Source organism: Hymenobacter sp. UYCo722 (genome assembly GCF_040547115.1).
GTDB lineage: Bacteria > Bacteroidota > Bacteroidia > Cytophagales > Hymenobacteraceae > Hymenobacter.
Genome location: NZ_JBEPPC010000003.1, coordinates 275,410 through 292,995, shown reverse-complemented (window position 1 = coordinate 292,995; position 17,586 = coordinate 275,410). Strand labels below are relative to the sequence as shown.

Here is a 17,586-nt window from a genome sequence, read left to right as displayed (position 1 = left end):
ACTGGTCGAAACATGACGGTCCAATCCATTACACGGCCACCATCCAGTTGTGCACGTCGGCCCCTTCGCCGGTGCGGATGGCATCCAGGGCCGCGCCCACGCGCTTCGAAAAGCTATCGGGGCGCGTGGCGGGCAGCTCGTAGTCGTGGCCCTCGTAGCCAATAACGGCCATGGGGGCGATAGTTGCGGCCGTGCCCACCCCGAAGGCTTCCTCCAGCTTGCCGGCTTGCAGGGCTTCGATAATTTCGCGGCTGCTCACCTTGCGCTCTTCCACGGGCAGGCCCATGTCGCGGGCCAGTTGCAGCACGCTGCGGCGCGTCACGCCATCAAGAATGCTGGTGCTGAGGGCGGGCGTAATCACGCGGCCATCAATCACGAAAACGGCGTTCATCGTGCCCGACTCTTCCACGTAGCGGTGCTCCGAGGCATCGGTCCAAATGAGTTGGTTGTAGCCTTCCTGCTGGGCCAGCTTGGTGGGGTACATGGCCGCGCCGTAGTTACCGGCGTTTTTGGCGAACCCCGCGCCGCCCTCGGCCGAGCGCACGTACTTCTGCTCGAAGCGCACGCGCAGCGGCTTGTTGTAGTACAGGCCCACGGGGCAGGTAAAAATCACGAAGCGGTACTCCTCCGACGGCCGCACGCCGATGAAGCCATCGGTGGCAAACATGAAGGGCCGTATGTAGAGCGAGCTGCCCGCGAAGGTGGGCACCCAGCCGGCATCGAGCTTGATAAGCTCGCGCAGGCCCTGCATAAATAGTTCTTCCGGCATGGTGGGCATGCACATACGCTCGGCCGAAGCGTTGAGGCGCGCCCAGTTGTCGAGGGGTCGGAACAGAGCCACACCGCCGTCGGCCTGGTGGTAGGCCTTCATGCCCTCAAAAATGGCCTGGCCGTAATGAAGGGCCGAGTTGGCCGGGCTCACCGGGATATCGCCGTAGGGCAAAATCTGGGCATCCTGCCACTCGCCGTCCCGGTAATCGACCACGAACATGTGGTCCGAGAAGGCCTTGCCGAATTCGAGGTGGTCGAAATCCTGCGTGGCCAGCCGCGACTCCGTCGTCGGCTGCGTGTGAATGGTGAGGGTGTCAATCATAAGAAAGGCAATTAGAAGTACGCGTGGGTGGGATTTTCCGAGTACGGAGATGGAGGGGAGAACGGTTAAAACGAAGAGGATTTCGCCGCAAATGACTAAATGATGTAGTGCCCGGGGCCAGCTCCCGGCCCCGCCGGCTTACATACGTGCCTGCCAGGTTACTTCTTCCACGCCCAGCTCGTGGGCCATGGCTCGGCTCAGCACAAAAAGGAAGTCGGAAAGCCGATTCAGGTATACGGCTACCAGCTCGGCTACAAACGATTCTTCGCTGAGGTGGATGACTAGGCGCTCGGCACGGCGGCACACGCAGCGGGCAACATGCGTGTGGCTCACGGCCGGATGCCCGCCGGGCAGGATGAAGGCCCGTAGCTCAGGCAGGTCGAGATTGAGGCGGTCCATCTCGTCTTCCAGTAGCGTGATGTCGGCCTCGTGCAAGTCGGGCAGCTTCATTTTCGACTTCTCCGGGTCGGCGGCCAGGGCCGAGCCGATGGTGAACAGGCGGTCCTGAATTTCCTTCAGCAGCGGCCGGCGACCGGCGTTCACGTCCTGGTCGCGCACCAGCCCGATGTAGGAATTCAGCTCATCCACCGTGCCGTAGCACTCGATGCGGAGGCTGCTCTTGGGCACGCGCGTGCCGCCAATGAGGGAGGTGAGGCCTTTATCGCCGGTTTTGGTGTAGATTTTCATGGGTTGCTTGGTTTCTGAACGTCATGCGGAGCGTAGCCGAAGCATCTCCCCTGCGCAACGCAATTCAATCGATTGGTTTACTAGGCGGTAGAGATGCTGCGCCAGGCTCAGCATGACGTTCTATCCCACTACGGCATGGGTATGCACGTTTTGGTTCACTTCATCGGACTCCACCAGCCCATCGCGCAAGCGCACGATGCGGTGGGCGTAGCGGGCAATGTCCTCCTCGTGCGTTACCATGATGATGGTATTGCCCCTGGAGTACAGCGCCTCGAACAAGTCCATAATTTCGTGGCTGGTCTTCGAGTCGAGCGCGCCGGTGGGTTCGTCGGCCAGTAGCACGCTGGGGTTATTGACGAGGGCGCGGGCAATGGCCACGCGCTGGCGCTGGCCGCCGCTCAACTCGTTGGGGCGGTGCGAGGCGCGGTCGGCCAGGCCCACGGCGCGGAGGCTTTCGAGTGCCCGCTCGGTGCGCTCGCGTTTGCTTAGGCCGGCATAGATGAGGGGCAGGGCCACATTATCCAGGGCCGAAGCCCGAGGCAGCAGGTTGAAGCTCTGGAAAACAAAGCCGATTTCTTTGTTGCGCACCTCAGCCAGCTGGTTGTCGCTCATGCGGCTCACATCCTGTCCGTTCAGGATGTACTCGCCCTTGCTGGGCGTATCGAGACAGCCGACAATGTTCATCAGCGTTGACTTACCCGAGCCCGATGGCCCCATGAACGCCACGTACTCGCCGCGCTTAATCTGAATACTCACCGATACCAGTGCGTTGATGACCTCATGGCCCATCACATAGGTTTTGGCGATGTCGGTGGTTTCGATGACGTTCGGATTCATAGGGAAAAAGGCTTATTGCAGCGGCGCAAACGTGGCCGCGCCGGAGAAAGACGCCGCCGCCGCCGCGCGGGCTGCCTGATGCGCGGCGTATTCGGCTGCTAAAGTAGCGGCTGCCGCCGGTGGCAGCCGGCGGCGCAGCTGGGCCAGCGCCTCAGCCGCGTATTCCGTGAGGCCGGCATCGGCCGCCGCCAGCACGTAGGCCCGTAACAGCGGCAGCGACGCAGGGTTTTCGTTGAGGCCGGCCCGCAGCGCGGCATAGGCTGCCTGGGCCTGGTGCTGCCGGGTGTAGAACATCGCCGCCGCCAGCACCCCCGCCTCGTTGAAAGGAGCCTCGCGCACGATGCGCTGGTAAGCAGCGACGGCGGCTTTCACCTTGCCTTTCGCCGCGGCGGCCTGGGCAGCGGCCAGCCAGTCGGCCCCGATATGCGCTGGCGCTTTCTGTGCCAGCACCGGCGCGGCCAGCCTTTGCCGCGCCCGTTGGCCCTGCCGCTGCTGCGCCGTATCGGCCGAGGCCAGCAGGCGCGCCGTGGCCGCTTGCACCGAGTCGGCTTCCCCGCTCAGAGCCAGGGCATACACGCGCATCTCAGCCGCCGGCGGCGCGCCGTGCGAGGCGGCAAAGCCCAGCTGGTCGGCGGCCGTAGCGTATTGGCCCTGTTGCAGCTGCCACAGGCCCAGCAGCTGTTGGTAATAAGCGGCCGTGGCCGAAGTACCGGTAGCCAGCGGCAGCAGTAGCTGGCGGGCCAGCAGCTCCTGGCCGCGCGCGTGGCGGCCCAGCGCCTGCAGAAACAGCAGTTGCTCGTAGTAGTCGGCATTGGCTGGCTGGCTGGCCAGCCGGCTCAAGTACTGAAACAGGACGGGCGTGAGTTGGGCCGGGTGCCGCGACACGGCCAACAGCACACCGTGGTACAGCTGCGCGAAGCTGGCAGCGTTCAGCTGCAGCGGTCCGGTTTCGGGGCTCGGCAGGCCAACGGCCAACGGCGCGGCCGTGCGCAGCTGCAACAGCGCGAGGTTGCTGAGCAGCGCGGGCTCGGCCGTGCCGGCCGCCAGTTTCGCAGCTTGCGCCCGAGCCTCGGCCAGCAGGTTCTGGCTCAGCAGAAAAGCCAGCTGGTTGGTGCGGCTGGCGTAGCTTCCCGGGGCCAGCTGCTCGGCTTTGTCCAGGTAATGAGCAACCGAGTCGGTGAGGGCCGTTTGGGTGAAAAGCTGGGCCAGGTCGCCGGCCAGGGCCGCGCTGCGGGGCTGGGCCTTGAGGCCGCGGCGCAAGATATCGAGCCCCTCAAATAAGTCGTCGGGTTGGTCGTAGAGCGAAGCCAGCCGCACGGAAACCTTCTCGTTGGGGCCACGCAACAGGGCCCGGCGCAGCGAGTTGATTTCGTTCTGGCGCTGCTGGCGGAAGCGGTAGAGCGCCGCCCGGCCCAGCTCGGCATGCAGGTTGGCGCGGTAGCGCACGTCGCCGCTTTCGGCGTAGTAGCGTTCGGCCAGGCCGGCCAAGGCCAGGTCATCGGGGGCGGCTTCGCTCTGCTGGCGCGTGAGGTCGCCCAGCAGAATGAACTGCCCGGCCAGCACCTGGTCGAGCAGTGGGAAGCCCTGGCGCGACTGCAGGAAAATAATACCCCCGATGCCCAACACGTACACCGCGTAGAACGGCAGCCGGCGGGGCTCGAACACCACCCGGTACACCCGTAGCCGCTGCCTAATCAGCGGCCCGAAATTTATCAGTACATACAGCAAAAAAGCCGCTCCCAGCAGCCCGAGCGCCGCCCCCGTGAAGCTGCGGGCCGCCACCAGCAACGGAGTGTTGGCGGTAGCAAAGGCGTAGCCCAGCGCGCCTGCTGCTCCCAGTACCGCCAGTGGGTACAGTTGCGCCGCCCCCAAGCGGTAGGGCACCCAGTCGCCGTAGCTCGGCGCGCGCAGCCGCAGGCCCAACCAGCCGGCCACCACGGCCGGCAGCAGCAGCACCAGCGGGTCCAGCGCCAGGCCGGGCCACAGTTCCAGGCTGCCGTTGTTCCAGAGGTAGAGCAGCAGCGCACCCACATAAAAGCCCGCCGCCAGCACAAAGGGCACGAGCCCGAAGCGGCCGCCCGGCTGCTCCGCCTGGGTGTTGAGCCACAGCAGCGCCCGCACGTTCTCCACGCCCACCCACAGCACCACCAGCGCCAGCAGCACCGCGCCGCCGGTAGTGGCGTAGGCGGCTAGCTGCAAGGTGGTTTCCTCGGCCGGCAGCAGGCTTTGCGCATACATTACTGCGCTCAACCCCGCCACGATAATGCCCACAATAAGCACCCGCCAAGGAAGCTTCAGGCCTTCGGCAAAGGCGTGTAGCCCGAAAGCCGTGCCCCCAATCGAGCCCAGCATCAGGTACAGGAAATACCGCTCGCTGGTGCCAAACAAGCCTAGCGACTCGGTATTGAGCGACAGCAGCAGAAATATCAACGGCACCATGCCGGCCACGAAGGGCCCGCGCGCCAGTGTGCTCACTACCGCCACCCAGCCCACCAGCGCCCCGGCCAGCAGCAGCAGAAACAGCGCCGCCGCCACCGGCTGCGAGTAGGGCCCCGCCACGTCGTGCGTGAGCGTGGTGATGAAGCCGCTGGCCTGCACCGGCAGGTACACCGGGCCGGCCGCCACGCTGTCGAGCGTTAGCACCAAGGGTTGCAGGTGCGGCACCGTGCGCAGCGGTAGCGTGCCGGTTTCACCCGTGAAATAGTAATAGCCGGCCAGCCCCACGGCCAGCGCCGCCAGCCAGACCAGCCAGCCGGGCCACGCGGGCCGGCTGGCAACTTGCGCCTTCATCAACTAGTCCAGCACTTTGGGCACCCGGAAATAGTCGGAGTCTTTGCGCGGGGCATTGCGCAGGCCCTCCTGGTGGCTCACGGTGTTGCGGGCCTCGTCGTCGCGCAGCACGTTGATTTCCTGCGACAAGTGCACCAACGGCTCCACGCCGGTCGTGTCCAGGCCTTCGAGCTGGGCCACAAAATCGAGAATGTTGTTCAGGTCGCCGAGCATTTGCTGCTCGCGGGTTTCGTCAAATTCGAGGCGGGCCAGATGGGCCAGGCCGCGCAGGGTACCAAGGTCGGTGCTCACGTTAGGTATGCGTTAAAAGGTATGCGTTATGAGTTGGTGGTTGCGCGCTGCTGCTCGATTGGCGCAACGGCCGCCGGGGCGCGCCAGGTGCTGGGACCGGGCTTCACGGCCCCTTCGGGCAGGAAATCGCCGGTGAGCTGGGCCGCCACCCGTTCCTTCAGGGCCGGTATATCGGCCAGCGTGAGGCCAATAGTGGCAATGGGCGGATGAAACACGATTTTAAGCCGGTGGTAGCGCACGCGCAAGCTCTTTTCCACGTCGGGCATAAACATGTGGTTGAGCGGCATGCCCACCGGCACCAGCGGTACGCCGGCCTCCAGGGCCATTTGGAACGCACCATCGAGCAGCGGCAGCAGCTCTTTGCCAGGGCTGAGCGAAATGCGACCTTCGGCGAAAATAGCAATGCTTTTGCCCGCTGCCAGCCCGCGCCGGGCCGCCACCATGGCCCGGCCCCGGCTCACGGCACTGTTGCGGTCGACGGTGATGTAGACATTGCCAAAGAGCGGCCCCCACACCGGCACCCGGGCCAGCGAAGCCTTGCCCATCATGTTCAGAAAACCCGGGATGTATTTGAACAGCATCATGATGTCGATGTACGAGCCGTGGTTGGCCACGTACACGCAGGGCTGCGGATTGGGCCCGGCACTTTCGCGCACCACTTCCACCGGCACCCCCCACATCGTAATCGAGAGCCACGACCAGAAGCGGTTCAGCGCGTGCACCACTCCTCCCCCATCGGGCCGCCGGCTGTAGTACCACTGCAAGGGATAGATGAGCACGAACGGAATGATAAACCAGACCACTGCCCATGTGGTGTAAAGGCGCTGGCCGATGTAACGAAGCAAGTGGCGCATACCGGCAAAGGTAGTTTCTGGTTTCTGGTTACCGTTTTGCGACTGCCCGCCTACCGCCCACGGCCTACTTCCCGCGCGCTGCCAGTACCTTCTCGGCTTTCAGCAGGCCGGCCACGCTCACACCGTCGGTAATGCGGTCATCCATCACCATTTGAATAGCTTCGACCAGGGGCAGCTTCCAGAGGCGCAGGTCTTCGGTTTCCTCGGGCTCCACCTCGCCCATGGTCAGGCCCTCGGCCAGAAACACGAAGCCTTCCTCGTCCGTCACCGAGTTAGAAGTATGCAGCCGGGCAATGCGCGTCCAGTGAGCAGCCATCAGGCCGGTTTCCTCGCGCAGCTCGCGCCGGGCCGACTCCAAGACATCCAGCTCGACCGGCCCGCCGCCCATCGGGATTTCCCAGCTGTACTCATTTAGTGGGTAGCGGTATTGCCCCACCAGCCAGGTGTTGCCCTCGGCATCGACCGGCACGATACCTAGCGCCTTGTTCTTCATCGTCACCACCCCATAGATGCCCTGCCCGCCGCCGGGGTTGAGCACGGCATCTTCGCGCACCGAAATCCACGGGTTGTGGTATTTGACTTCGGAAGCCAGGGTTTGCCAGGGATTGTGGCTGGTATCGACAGCAGGCGGTAGGAAATGGCTCATGGCAACATAAAACGAAGTCGGGTTGGTCAAAAGTACGGCAGCCTATCCTAAAGCCTATTCCGCTCGCCGCCCCCCTAGGTTCATCCACCGGCTAAAGGGGTCAATTGGTCGGCATAAACTCGGCTTTTATCAAAAAACACTTGCGCTCCCCTACCTCAATAGTGTACCTTTGAATCATAAGTACCCCCGCACGGGCTGGAAATGTGGAAAGGAAGGACCTCTCGTGCGGCGGCGCTCTGGCCAAAAAGGTGGGGTAGACACCTTCCGGCCGGACCCGCCACTTTAAGGTCATCGCACTTGTGCGATGACCTTTTTTTGTGCCTTTAGGGGACCGGGCGGCCATCCGGGCCAATCGTTGCGTGCGTAGCAGGACGGCTACTAACCCCGCCTGGGTTCCCTGCGTATGCAAGTAAAGGCAGCCGCATACATTCCGGCTGCATCTTTCTTACCTATGGCTACTAACTCCAAAAAGCCCACCGATAAAACTCCCACCGTCGGCGACCCGCTCTTTACCCTCCATCACGCCCAGGCGGAAGCCGAACTGGCCAAAACCACTGGCGGCCTCGGCCCCACCACCAACGAGTATGTTTCGAGCGACGAGGAAGCTAATATTGATGAAGCTATGGCCCCGCGCGACAGCCAGGGCTTCGTACGCGGCGAAAACGACCCCGACATAATCGGTAGCAACGCCGGCGACCACAACTAGCCGCACGTTCAGCGCCCTGCTGACCTTATTTTTTGCCGGCCCGGCCGGGGCCGCCCAGTGGGTGGCTCCAGCCGGGCTTTTTTCTGAAGGTGCCCGGCCGCAAGTGAGCAACGTATTTTTGCGCTCATGCCAGTCCGTACCTCCCTGCTCGTTTCCTGCACTGCTCAGCCTTTTGAAGCCGGCCTCGATGAAGCCGGGCGCGGCTGCCTGGCGGGCCCGGTATTTGCCGCCGCCGTTATCCTGCCCGCCGACTTCACTTCGCCCCTGCTCAACGATTCCAAGCAGCTTAGTGCCCGCCAGCGCGCCGTGCTCCGCCCCCAAATTTGCGCTGTAGCAGTGGCGTCGGCCGTGGGCCAGGCATCGGTCGAAGAAATCACCCATCTTAACATTGCGCAGGCCAGCTACCTGGCCATGCACCGGGCCGTGGCGGCGCTGGCAGTGTCGCCTACGCACCTGGCGGTCGATGGCAACCGATTCAAGCCGCTGGCAGGCTTTCCGCATACCTGCGTAGTGGGCGGCGATGGCCTGTACCGCCACATCGCGGCCGCGTCGGTACTGGCCAAAACCTTTCGCGACGAGCATATGGAGGAGTTGGCAGCCGCGTTCCCCGCCTACGGCTGGCAGCAAAACGCGGGCTACCCGACGGCCAGCCACCGGGCGGCCATCCGGGCGCACGGACCCAGCCCGCACCACCGCATGAGCTTCCGGCTGCTGTAACCAACTGTTCCGGCAATGCCCTGCTGTTCTGCCAAAGATGGTTTTGGAAGGCCACATTTCCGCTCCGTTATAACAACGGCTTTCGGCAAGGCCTTTGGCCTACTCCTTGAGCTTCAAGAGGTCCAAAAACAGGCTGAACCCATCGATGCTGGTACCGCCTTCGCCAAAAGTGTCGAAGCTCAGAGGCTTGATGATGTAGCCGCTCACGGCCAGTTGCTGCGCCTTCAGGCGGTCGGTATCAAGGTCCGAAGTGGTCATGATAAACACGTTCAGGTCAGCAAACTCGGGGTCGGCGCGCAGGGCTTCCAGCAGTTCAAGCCCATTCATGCGGGGCATGTTGATGTCGAGCATCGCCAGGCTGGGCTTGGCAATCTTGGGCTCGTCGCCTTCACCGCGCAGCATTTTCAGCGCTTCACGACCATTGCGGGCGTGAACGATGGGAACGTTGATGTTCTGCCGCCGAAGCTCACGCTGCACGTTCATAACGTCCATTTGGTCGTCTTCTACAAGCAGGATACTGGGGGCAGGATGGTCGGGTGACATAGGCAAAAAATTGGCTGCTGCGGGAATATGCCCGGGGCCGGTGGCCAGATTAGCTTACGCAAGGCACGGCAATTATGATACTGTAGCGGGCACCGTTTTGACTTTAGGCGGCAGCTTAGGCCAGGTAAACGTGAATTTCGCCCCTTGGCCCTCAGCCGACTCAACGCTGATACGGCCACCCTGCCGCTCCACTGTCTTCTTCACGATGGCCAGGCCCACGCCAGTGCTTTCGAGGGTATCGCGCTCGGTCAGGGTCTGGAAAATGACAAAAATCCGCTCGTGATACTCCGCATCGATGCCCGGCCCATCATCCGTTACCGAAAAGGAGTAGAAATTACCCGCATCATCGCAACCAATGTTGATGTGGCCCGTGGCAGGATGGTCGTGGTATTTAACGGCGTTGCTGATGAGGTTGGTGAAGACCTGCTGCAACTGCACGGCATCGGTGGTGAGGGTGGGCAGAAAAAAGGGCAGCTCCACGGCAAGCCCCTCGGGGAGCCCCAGCGAGTCGATGATGTCGCGCAGCAGCGTGCGTACAAACACGGTTTCCTGCTCGCGGGCCATGCGCCCGACACGTGCCAAATCCAGAATACCGGTAATGAGCTTCTCCATGCGGTGCACCCGCTGCCGCATCATCCCCAGAAACTCTTGGATATGAGCGGGCAACTGCTCCTTGCCCATGTCCTCCTCAATCCAGCGCGAGGCGCTTTCGATGCCTCGCAGCGGGGCCTTCAGGTCGTGCGATACTACGTAGGCAAACTGGTCGAGCTCCTGGTTGCGGCTCTCGAGCTGCGTGATATTGGTTCCCACGGTACGTGCCATGGCATTCAAGGCGCTGGTTAGCTCACTCACCTCATCGCGCGCGGTATCGACAATCTGAGTCGAATAATCGCCGTCGGCCATGCGCTGGGCCAAGTCTACCATATTGCGCAGGCGGCGCGAAAAGGTTCGTACCAGATAGGCCGCACCCAACATCCCCAGCACCAGTGCCGCAATGGCCAGGCCTGCCGACAGCCATTCGGCTCGTACGATGCTGCTATCGAGGCGTTGGCGCAGCTGGCGGCGGGCGGCAGCTTCCTGGCGCTCAAACTCGGCCATCTGCGCCCGCATATTATCCATAATTTGCTTGCCGGTCAGGGTTTCGGCTAGGCGGCGGTGGGCCAGGTCGTCGAGGCCCCGCTGCTGTGGGTTGCGCAGGCGGGCTTCCCGCTTTTCGGCAATCAGCAGGTGCGAATACCCGGTCCATTGCTGGAACAGCCGCTGGGTTTGGTTGAGGCGCTGAACCTGACCCGGAAAATCCTGCACCAAGTCGCGTAGGCTCGAAAAGCGGCCCACCATTTCGCGCTCCCCATAGTAATAAGGAGCCAGCGTTAGCTCATTGCCGATAAGTAGGTAGCCCCGGAAACCAGTCTCCATGTCCACAATATTGCGCAGCAGCGTCACCCCTTCGTTCGACACGCGTTGCGAGGCTTCCACCTGCTGCGCGTTGTGCAGCACCTGGCCCGCCAGCCGATAAGAAAATATCACCACCACGGCAAACAGCGCCATCAGCAGCGTAATGCCCGCGAAGAATTTGGTTGTGAGGGTTGTTTTCATGCCAGGGCCGAAGCGAACGTACTGTTCAGGCCTCGGTACGCAGCTTGGCTTCCATGGTTTGCAGCAGCACGACCATTTCATCGGCCAGCTGCTGCAGCGGGGTGTAGCGGGAGCTCACTTCATCATCTTTGCCGGCATCGTGCAAGTCCATCAACCGGTTGGCTTCCAGATGGATACGAATATGCTTCTGGTCGAACTGCCGGGCTTCGGGCAAATGCGCGTACGCTCCCTGGCCGCGCAGGCGCTCGGCAATCCACCGGCCCAGGCCGCACTGTTCGGGGTCGCGCAAGGGCCCCGTTTCGCCGCCATTACCAAACAGATAAGAGCGTAGCTTACTCTTGAAATGCACATGCTTGATGCGCGCGGATTCAAAATCCTGCTTCAACTCTTCTGTACTCATAGAAAATAGTTACCGCTCCCGTGGCCAGGTGCTGCTACTGCCATAGCGCCCGCAATGGCTCGCCGCAATTGCATCAAAGGTACGACGCCGATGCCGGGCACCGTTTCGACCAATAATGCGGTACTTTTGCGCTTTGCTCCGGCCCTCGCTGGGCAGGCAGCTGCTTGCCGGGTGGGGCCGGGGCCCCACTCCCCATTTTTCCACTAATGACCCAAGACCAGATTAAGGACTTGAAGGGCCGCGCCGAGGCCCTGAGGAGGTATCTTTGACTACGATGCCCGCAAAGAACAACTAGCCGCCTACGAGGCTAGAACAACCGCTCCCGGCTTTTGGGACGACTCCAAAGCCGCCGAAGCCACACTCCGCGAAATCAAGCCAATTAAGACCTGGACCGACGATTTTGAGGCCGTGCAGCAAACCCTGGCCGACACCGAAGTCCTTTATGACTTCTACAGGGAAGGCGATGTTTCCGAACCCGAAATGCAGGCTGACTTCGACGTTACCCTAAAAAAAGTGGAAGCGCTGGAATTTAAACGCATGCTTTCCGATGAGGAAGACCAGCTTTCGGCCGTCATCGACATCAACCCCGGGGCCGGCGGCACCGAAAGCCAGGACTGGGCCGAAATGCTCATGCGCATGTACATCATGTGGGCCGAAAGCCACGGCTTTGGCGTGAAGCAGCTCAGCTACCAGCCCGGCGAAGGCGCCGGCATTAAATCAGCCTCGCTCGAAATCGATGGCGACTTTGCTTACGGTTACCTCAAAAGCGAAATTGGCGTGCACCGCCTCGTGCGCATGTCGCCTTTCGACAGCAGTGGCCGGCGGCATACCTCATTCGCATCCGTGTTCGCCTACCCGGTAATTGATGATACGATTACCATCGACATCAATCCCGCCGATATCTCCTGGGATACCTTCCGGGCCGGCGGCGCGGGCGGCCAGAACGTGAACAAGGTGGAAACCGCCGTGCGCCTCACGCACGCGCCGTCGGGCATCATCATCGCCGTCCAGATTGAGCGCTCGCAGCTCATGAACAAGGAGCATGCCCTGCGCATGCTCAAGTCACGCCTCTATCAGATTGAGATGGACAAGCGCCACGCCGAGCGCGACAAAGTGGAAGCCACCAAAAAGCGCATCGACTTCGGCTCTCAGATTCGCAACTACGTGCTCCACCCCTACAAGCTCATCAAAGACCTGCGCACCGGTATCGAGCGGACCGATGTGCAGAATGTGCTGGATGGGGATTTGGACGAGTATATCAAAGGGTTTCTGATGCAGAGCTAAACCGGGTGGCGAGTTACTCCTTCTGGTACCGCTTGCCGCACTACCCAAAAAAAGGGCTGCCCGATTGGGCAGCCCTTTTTGGTGCTGGGATGAAGCAAGCAGCTTACAGCTGCACCCAGAAGATGCGGTCGTACTGCGTAGTGGTGAGCGGTACGTTAGCCTTGTTGGTGTTGATTTCCGACTGCGGATAGAGCAAGCGCTTGGCAAACTGACCCGTTACTGATGCCTGGATGGAAACTGGAACCTTCGGCAACAACGTGCGACGGAAGTCATCCCAGGCTTCCGTACCAGCGAAGGTGTTTTCGGCCAGGTACTTCTGCGTCAGGATTTTCTCCAGTTTACTAACGGCACGGGTACCAGAGGTAACGGTGCCGTAGGTATCGGTATTGGGCGTGGTGGCGGCATCCCAATCTACCAAGCCATTACCTACGTTAGCAGCGATGTACTTGTCATAGTTGCTCGCCGGGTCGATGTCGCCACCGTTTACGAGCCGGTTTGCGGGCGTGGGGCTAGGTGAATTGCGGAAAGTCGTGTTGAACGAAGCGCGAATGCCAGCCAGGAAATCTGCCTTAGCGTCGCCCGTCAACAAGCTCCGGCTTTCGGCCTCAGCCTTCGAGAACAGGTGCTCGGCCAGTAGCATGAGCGGTACTGGCTGGTTGGGGCTCCTGATGAAGGTACCCGCAAAGGTGCCCGTCGGGCTGTTGAGTAGCGCCGCCTGGAATGTCGAGCCCGTAGTAGGCGACGGTATCACCGCCTCGCCCAAGTTGCTGCCCACATACTTACCAACAGAAGTTTGGTTACCGTTAGCATCCTTGGTAGCACCAACTGGGCGGTACTCCTGCGTAATGCGGGGGTCGCTGTTGTTGACAAACAAGTTGACGAGGTATGTCGTCGGCAGGATGAAACGGTAAGTTGGCGTCGTGTTAGGCGAACCTACTGGAAACCCATAGAAGTTGTAGAACGGGTTCTGCTGGCCAGCGCTAGCCGCGAAGCCAGGCTGCGCGTTCACGTCGGACGTAATGTAACCGCCGTTGGCGGCAGCATCCGTCTGCAATACCCCCATTTCCGTGGCTACGTAGCCATTCAGCGCCGCCACATTGGACTGGCGCAACAGGATGCGCAGTCGCAGGCTGTTGGCAAAACGCTTCCATTGAGCCATACCCGTAGCGCCACCACCGAAAACAACGTCTTCAGGCCCTGGCTTCAGAGCAGTAGAAGCGGCATTGATGTCGCTAACTGCACCCTTAAGCTGCACGATGAAGTCTTTGTAGATATCCTCAGCCTTATCGTACTTGGGCGTAATGTTTGCCTTGCCTTTCAGGGCATCGGTGTACGGAATGTCACCATACTCATCGACCAACAGCAGAAAGTTGTAAACTTTCATGATGCGGGCAATGGCCGCGTGGTTCGGGTGCGAAGTCACGCCCAACGTTTGAATGAGGTTGTAGTCATTCAGGTTGTCGTAGGTGCCATTGAACAATCCCTGCTGGTAAGTGCTGGAGTAGTTGTAGTTGCGCTCCTCGTTGAAACCGCTTACCGCGTTCGACTTGGTGAAGTAGCCCACCATGAAGTTGGTGTAGCTGTTGAAATTCGTGTAGTTAGCACCCGTTACCGTCAGGGCATTGCCCAGCAGCTGGTCGGGGGTTACTACCGTGGCTTGGTTAGGGTTGACGTTGACGTCGAGAAACGAGTCACAGCTGGTCGCTCCAGTGGTAAGAGCGGCTGCAAATAGCAGTTTAGCTAATTTATTCATCTCAGTGGAGGATTAAAGAGTTGCGGTGAGGGTAACGCCGTAGAATTTGGTAGGAGGCGTCTGCAGGAAGGTGTTGATGCCAATGGCATTGCTACCGGCTTGCGTACCGCTGAACTCCGGGTCGGTGTAGATATTCTCTTTTGGAACCCAGGTAAAGATGTTCCGGCCAAAGAAGTTCACGGAAGCACCTTTAACTACGCCAAAGCGCGAAGTCAGCGATGCTGGAATGGCGTAGCTCAACGATACTTCCCGGATTTTAAAGAATTTACCCGAGGTCACGTAGTTTTCAGCGATACCACGGTTCCAGGTGGGGTTGTTGGCCCAGAACTCCGAACCGCCGGGCGTCAGCACGGCGTTGCCTTCGTTGTTAGCGACGTAGGTCGTAACGCCGTTGGTAACCACGGGGATAGCCGAGTTGGGGTACACAAAGTCCTGACGACCGTACTGAACGCTGCGGGCACCGCCGCCAGTGAAGTCGAGGTCGGCACCAATGGCGTGGAACACCGAGTAGCCCGTGCGCAGTTCGCCCTGGCCGGCCAGCGTCAAGCCTTTGTACGTTACGCTGCTGTTGAAGCCATACTTGTATTTGGGCTGCGTGTTGCCGAAGATTTTGGTACCGGGGTCTTTCAGCGGTACGTAGCGCACCAGTCCATTGTCGTCATTAATCCGGGTCATGATAACCTTACCGGCCTGTGGGCCTTCGGCCACGCGCTTGTAAAAAGTACCCTGAATAACGGGGAAAGGCTGGCCAACTACGGCCACCAGGTCGGCACCGTTGCGGGTATCCGTGTTACCCGAGCCACCCAGGCTCAGCTGGCTCAGGCCGGGGGGCAGCGAAATCACTTCGTTGTTGTTGTAGTTGAAGTTGCCACCTACCGTTATTTTCAGGCCATTATCCGTACGTACGGGCGTAATGTTCAGGTCGGCTTCCATGCCATAGTTACGCACTTCGCCGGCGTTCAGCAGCAGCGACTGGTAACCCGTCGAGAACGGAATGGTCGTGCCGATGGTCTGGTTGGTGCTGCGCTGGTTGTAGTAAGTAGCACCGGCCGTTACCCGGCTTTTCAAAAAGCTCAGCTCGATGCCGGTTTCGGCGGAGCGGGTGTTCTCGGGCAACAGGTTGTCCTGAACCAGGCCGCCATTGGCCGTGAACGAAGGGTTCGACCCGAAAGGGAAGCCGGTGCCGTTGGTGTAGGTAGGGTTCAAAGAGTAAGCACCGCCGGTTTCGGCTACGCCAACACCCGTTGCGCTGGCCAGGTTAATCTGGCTAACCAGGGTGTAGCCTCCGCGCAGCTTACCGTAATCGAGGAAGGAAACATCCTTCAGGGCCGGAATGGCATTGCTGAATACGAATGAGGCGTCTACGCCTGGGTAGAAGAAGCTCCGGTTGCCTTTCGCCAGCACCGAGGTGTTGTCGTAGCGGCCCGAGCCGTGCACAAACAGGAAGTCTTTGTAGCCCAGCGTGAGGTCGGCGTAGAAAGCGTACAGGCGCGTCTGGAACCGGCCGCTAAAGCCAGCCAGGTTGCCGATGCGGTTGTCCAGGTTGATTTGCTCGGTCGCAGCTGGTACGGCCAGGGCAGTAGAAGCAACTTGGTTGTAGCGGCTGTCCAACAGCTGTACGTTGTTACCAACGATAGCCTTCACGTTGATGTCGCCGAACGTTTTGTCGGCGGTGATGAAGAAGTCCGAGTTAACGCGGGTCAGGCTGGAGTTCCGGTCGCGGAAGAAGCCCGAGTAGGGCGAAATCTGCTTGGGGCTATCGCCGGCGAGCGTGAACTTGTTCTGAGTCGTCAGGCTCTGCTGCTGAGTAGTGGTGGTACCAATGCGGTACTGAAGGCGCAACCAGTCATACACCTTGAACGAGGCGTTGATGTCGCCTTGCAGCGTGTTGCGCTTGTCGCGCAGCCGGTTGTAGTCAAGAACGAAGTAGGGGTTGTAGTAATAGGCATTGTAGTAGCCGTAGTTGGAGTCCGAGTACTTATCGTTCGCGTAGTCACTGTACTGGGTGAGCGGAGCCATTACCGACGTGTTGAACACGTTCCAGTAAATCGAAGTGTTCTGGTCAAGGTTCGACGTCACATTCGACTGACGGTTGATGTAGGCAACGTTGAAGCCCACGTTCAGGCGGCCGAAGTCGCGCGAAGCGTTGAAGCGAAAGTTGTTACGGTCGAATTTATCCTTCGGCACGATGCCGTTGTTGTGGATATTCTGGTACGAGGCGAAAAACTTGGTTTTATCGTCGCCGCCCGAAAAGCTAACGCCGTTCTGGGTCTGGTAGCCGGTGTTGAAGAATTTATTGCGCTCATTCGGACGTGCCTCGTAGGTGAGCATCTGCGTCGTTCCGTCGGGCAAGGTGTAGCCGAAAGGCCGAATCGACCCATCGAAGCGAGGACCGTACTGCTGGTTTTCGAAGCCTTGGTACTGATGCTCGTAGCCTTCATCGACCGAGTTATCCGAGGTGAACGGAGTAGCACCGGAATTGGTGAAAAAGTCGGGCGAGCCTGGGCCGAATTCCGTCTGGAACTTGGGCAGGAACGAAATGGATTCGAATTGCGAGGTATGCGAGAACGTTACCTGCGAGGAGCCGGCACTGCCTTTCTTGGTCGTGATAATCAGAGCGCCGTTCGAAGCCTGCGAACCGTAGAGTGCCGCAGCGTTGGCACCTTTCAGCACCGAGGTAGAAGCAATGTCATCCGGGTTCAGGGCACCTAGTACCTCGTTGGTCGTAATCACACCGTCGATTACAATCAGGGCTTCGTTGTTGCCCAGCAGCGAGCGGCTGCCGCGCAGGGTCACTCGGGGAGTGGAGTTCACGCCGTTGTCGAGCGTCTGAATCTGCAAGCCCGATACCTTGCCGGCCAGGCCGTTTACAAAGTTCGTAGGCCGGGCCTGAGTCAACTCCTTGGAGTCGAGCGTAGCCGTAGCGTAGCCCACTTCACGAGCCTGACGCTGGATGCCGAGAGCACCCGTTACCACTACTTCGCCCAATTGCTTGGCATCGGGCACGAGCGATATGTTGAACGTGGCGTTGCTGCCAATTGGCTGCTCTACCGTCACAAAGCCAATCGAACTAACCGAGAGCGTTGTGGCCGAAGCCGGTACGTCCAGCGAGAAACCGCCGTCGACGTTGGTTGAAACGCCCACCGTGGTGCCTTTTACCAAGACAGTCACCCCGGGCAGGCCCTGGCCGTTGGTACGGTCAGTCACCTTCCCGGAAAGGGAGCGGTTCTGAGCATGAACCTGCTGCAACAGGCCGGTCATCAGTAAGAGGACCATGAAAAAAAAGTGTTTCATGTAAAATTGGAAGTGGTGAGTGAAATGTGTAAAGGTGAAAAAAAGAAATCGCGGGCTCTGGAAAGAGTAATCCGTTGGCAAGGTATTACAAGTTT

General features: G+C 60.4%; 15 protein-coding genes. 3 read left to right on the top strand and 12 right to left on the bottom strand.

Features of this window, described 5'->3' with window-relative positions; all coding sequences use genetic code 11:
• Window positions 1-28: 28 nt before the first annotated feature.
• The 7 genes from ABIB44_RS10845 to ABIB44_RS10815 form a co-directional block, all read right to left on the bottom strand.
• Window positions 29-1,093 (bottom strand): branched-chain amino acid aminotransferase, encoded by a 1,065-nt coding sequence (locus ABIB44_RS10845; RefSeq protein WP_354584681.1) that lies wholly within the window; start codon window positions 1,091-1,093, stop codon window positions 29-31.
• 138 nt (window positions 1,094-1,231) lie between these two features.
• Complete coding sequence (locus tag ABIB44_RS10840; RefSeq protein ID WP_354584680.1) at window positions 1,232-1,780, bottom strand: cob(I)yrinic acid a,c-diamide adenosyltransferase; 549 nt, start codon at window positions 1,778-1,780, stop codon at window positions 1,232-1,234.
• A 120-nt stretch (window positions 1,781-1,900) separates the two neighbouring features.
• Window positions 1,901-2,617, bottom strand: coding sequence for an ABC transporter ATP-binding protein (locus tag ABIB44_RS10835; RefSeq protein WP_354584679.1), 717 nt, complete (start codon window positions 2,615-2,617; stop codon window positions 1,901-1,903).
• Window positions 2,618-2,629: 12 nt separating this feature from the next.
• Window positions 2,630-5,407 carry a tetratricopeptide repeat protein gene (locus ABIB44_RS10830; RefSeq protein ID WP_354584678.1) on the bottom strand — a complete coding sequence of 926 codons (2,778 nt, stop codon included), beginning with the start codon at window positions 5,405-5,407 and terminating at the stop codon, window positions 2,630-2,632.
• Window positions 5,408-5,410: 3 nt separating this feature from the next.
• Window positions 5,411-5,698 (bottom strand): Asp-tRNA(Asn)/Glu-tRNA(Gln) amidotransferase subunit GatC, encoded by a 288-nt coding sequence (gatC, locus tag ABIB44_RS10825; RefSeq protein WP_354584677.1) that lies wholly within the window; start codon window positions 5,696-5,698, stop codon window positions 5,411-5,413.
• A gap of 26 nt (window positions 5,699-5,724) precedes the next feature.
• On the bottom strand, window positions 5,725-6,552 hold the full coding sequence (locus ABIB44_RS10820) for a lysophospholipid acyltransferase family protein (protein ID WP_354584676.1): 828 nt from the start codon (window positions 6,550-6,552) through the stop codon (window positions 5,725-5,727).
• A gap of 64 nt (window positions 6,553-6,616) precedes the next feature.
• The gene (locus tag ABIB44_RS10815) at window positions 6,617-7,198 is read right to left on the bottom strand and encodes an NUDIX domain-containing protein (protein WP_354584675.1); all 582 of its coding nucleotides are present in this window, start codon (window positions 7,196-7,198) and stop codon (window positions 6,617-6,619) included.
• A 451-nt stretch (window positions 7,199-7,649) separates the two neighbouring features.
• On the opposite strand from ABIB44_RS10815, the gene ABIB44_RS10810 reads away from it, so the two are divergent.
• Both ABIB44_RS10810 and rnhB read left to right on the top strand, forming a co-directional pair.
• The gene (locus tag ABIB44_RS10810) at window positions 7,650-7,904 is read left to right on the top strand and encodes a hypothetical protein (RefSeq protein ID WP_354584674.1); all 255 of its coding nucleotides are present in this window, start codon (window positions 7,650-7,652) and stop codon (window positions 7,902-7,904) included.
• 126 nt (window positions 7,905-8,030) lie between these two features.
• Window positions 8,031-8,621, top strand: coding sequence for a ribonuclease HII (rnhB, locus tag ABIB44_RS10805; protein ID WP_354584673.1), 591 nt, complete (start codon window positions 8,031-8,033; stop codon window positions 8,619-8,621).
• 99 nt (window positions 8,622-8,720) lie between these two features.
• On the opposite strand, the gene ABIB44_RS10800 is transcribed toward rnhB, so the two are convergent.
• From ABIB44_RS10800 to ABIB44_RS10790, 3 genes are all read right to left on the bottom strand, one after another.
• Window positions 8,721-9,164: a response regulator gene (locus ABIB44_RS10800; RefSeq protein ID WP_354584672.1), complete on the bottom strand. Its 444-nt coding sequence runs from the start codon at window positions 9,162-9,164 to the stop codon at window positions 8,721-8,723.
• A gap of 72 nt (window positions 9,165-9,236) precedes the next feature.
• On the bottom strand, window positions 9,237-10,760 hold the full coding sequence (locus ABIB44_RS10795; protein WP_354584671.1) for a sensor histidine kinase: 1,524 nt from the start codon (window positions 10,758-10,760) through the stop codon (window positions 9,237-9,239).
• Between the two features lie 25 nt (window positions 10,761-10,785).
• A complete protein-coding gene (locus ABIB44_RS10790) occupies window positions 10,786-11,160 on the bottom strand; it encodes a CZB domain-containing protein (protein ID WP_354584670.1) in 375 nt (124 codons plus the stop codon).
• A gap of 206 nt (window positions 11,161-11,366) precedes the next feature.
• On the opposite strand from ABIB44_RS10790, the gene prfB reads away from it, so the two are divergent.
• Window positions 11,367-12,444, top strand: a protein-coding gene (gene prfB, locus ABIB44_RS10785) for a peptide chain release factor 2 (RefSeq protein WP_354584669.1) whose coding sequence is annotated in 2 segments (ribosomal slippage) — window positions 11,367-11,426 and window positions 11,428-12,444 — 1,077 coding nt in all. Because the reading frame shifts where the segments join, the coding sequence is not laid out codon by codon here.
• A gap of 103 nt (window positions 12,445-12,547) precedes the next feature.
• On the opposite strand, the gene ABIB44_RS10780 is transcribed toward prfB, so the two are convergent.
• Together ABIB44_RS10780 and ABIB44_RS10775 are read right to left on the bottom strand one after the other, a co-directional pair.
• Window positions 12,548-14,197 carry a SusD/RagB family nutrient-binding outer membrane lipoprotein gene (locus tag ABIB44_RS10780; RefSeq protein ID WP_354584668.1) on the bottom strand — a complete coding sequence of 550 codons (1,650 nt, stop codon included), beginning with the start codon at window positions 14,195-14,197 and terminating at the stop codon, window positions 12,548-12,550.
• 12 nt (window positions 14,198-14,209) lie between these two features.
• A complete protein-coding gene (locus tag ABIB44_RS10775; protein WP_354584667.1) occupies window positions 14,210-17,473 on the bottom strand; it encodes a SusC/RagA family TonB-linked outer membrane protein in 3,264 nt (1,087 codons plus the stop codon).
• Window positions 17,474-17,586: the final 113 nt, after the last annotated feature.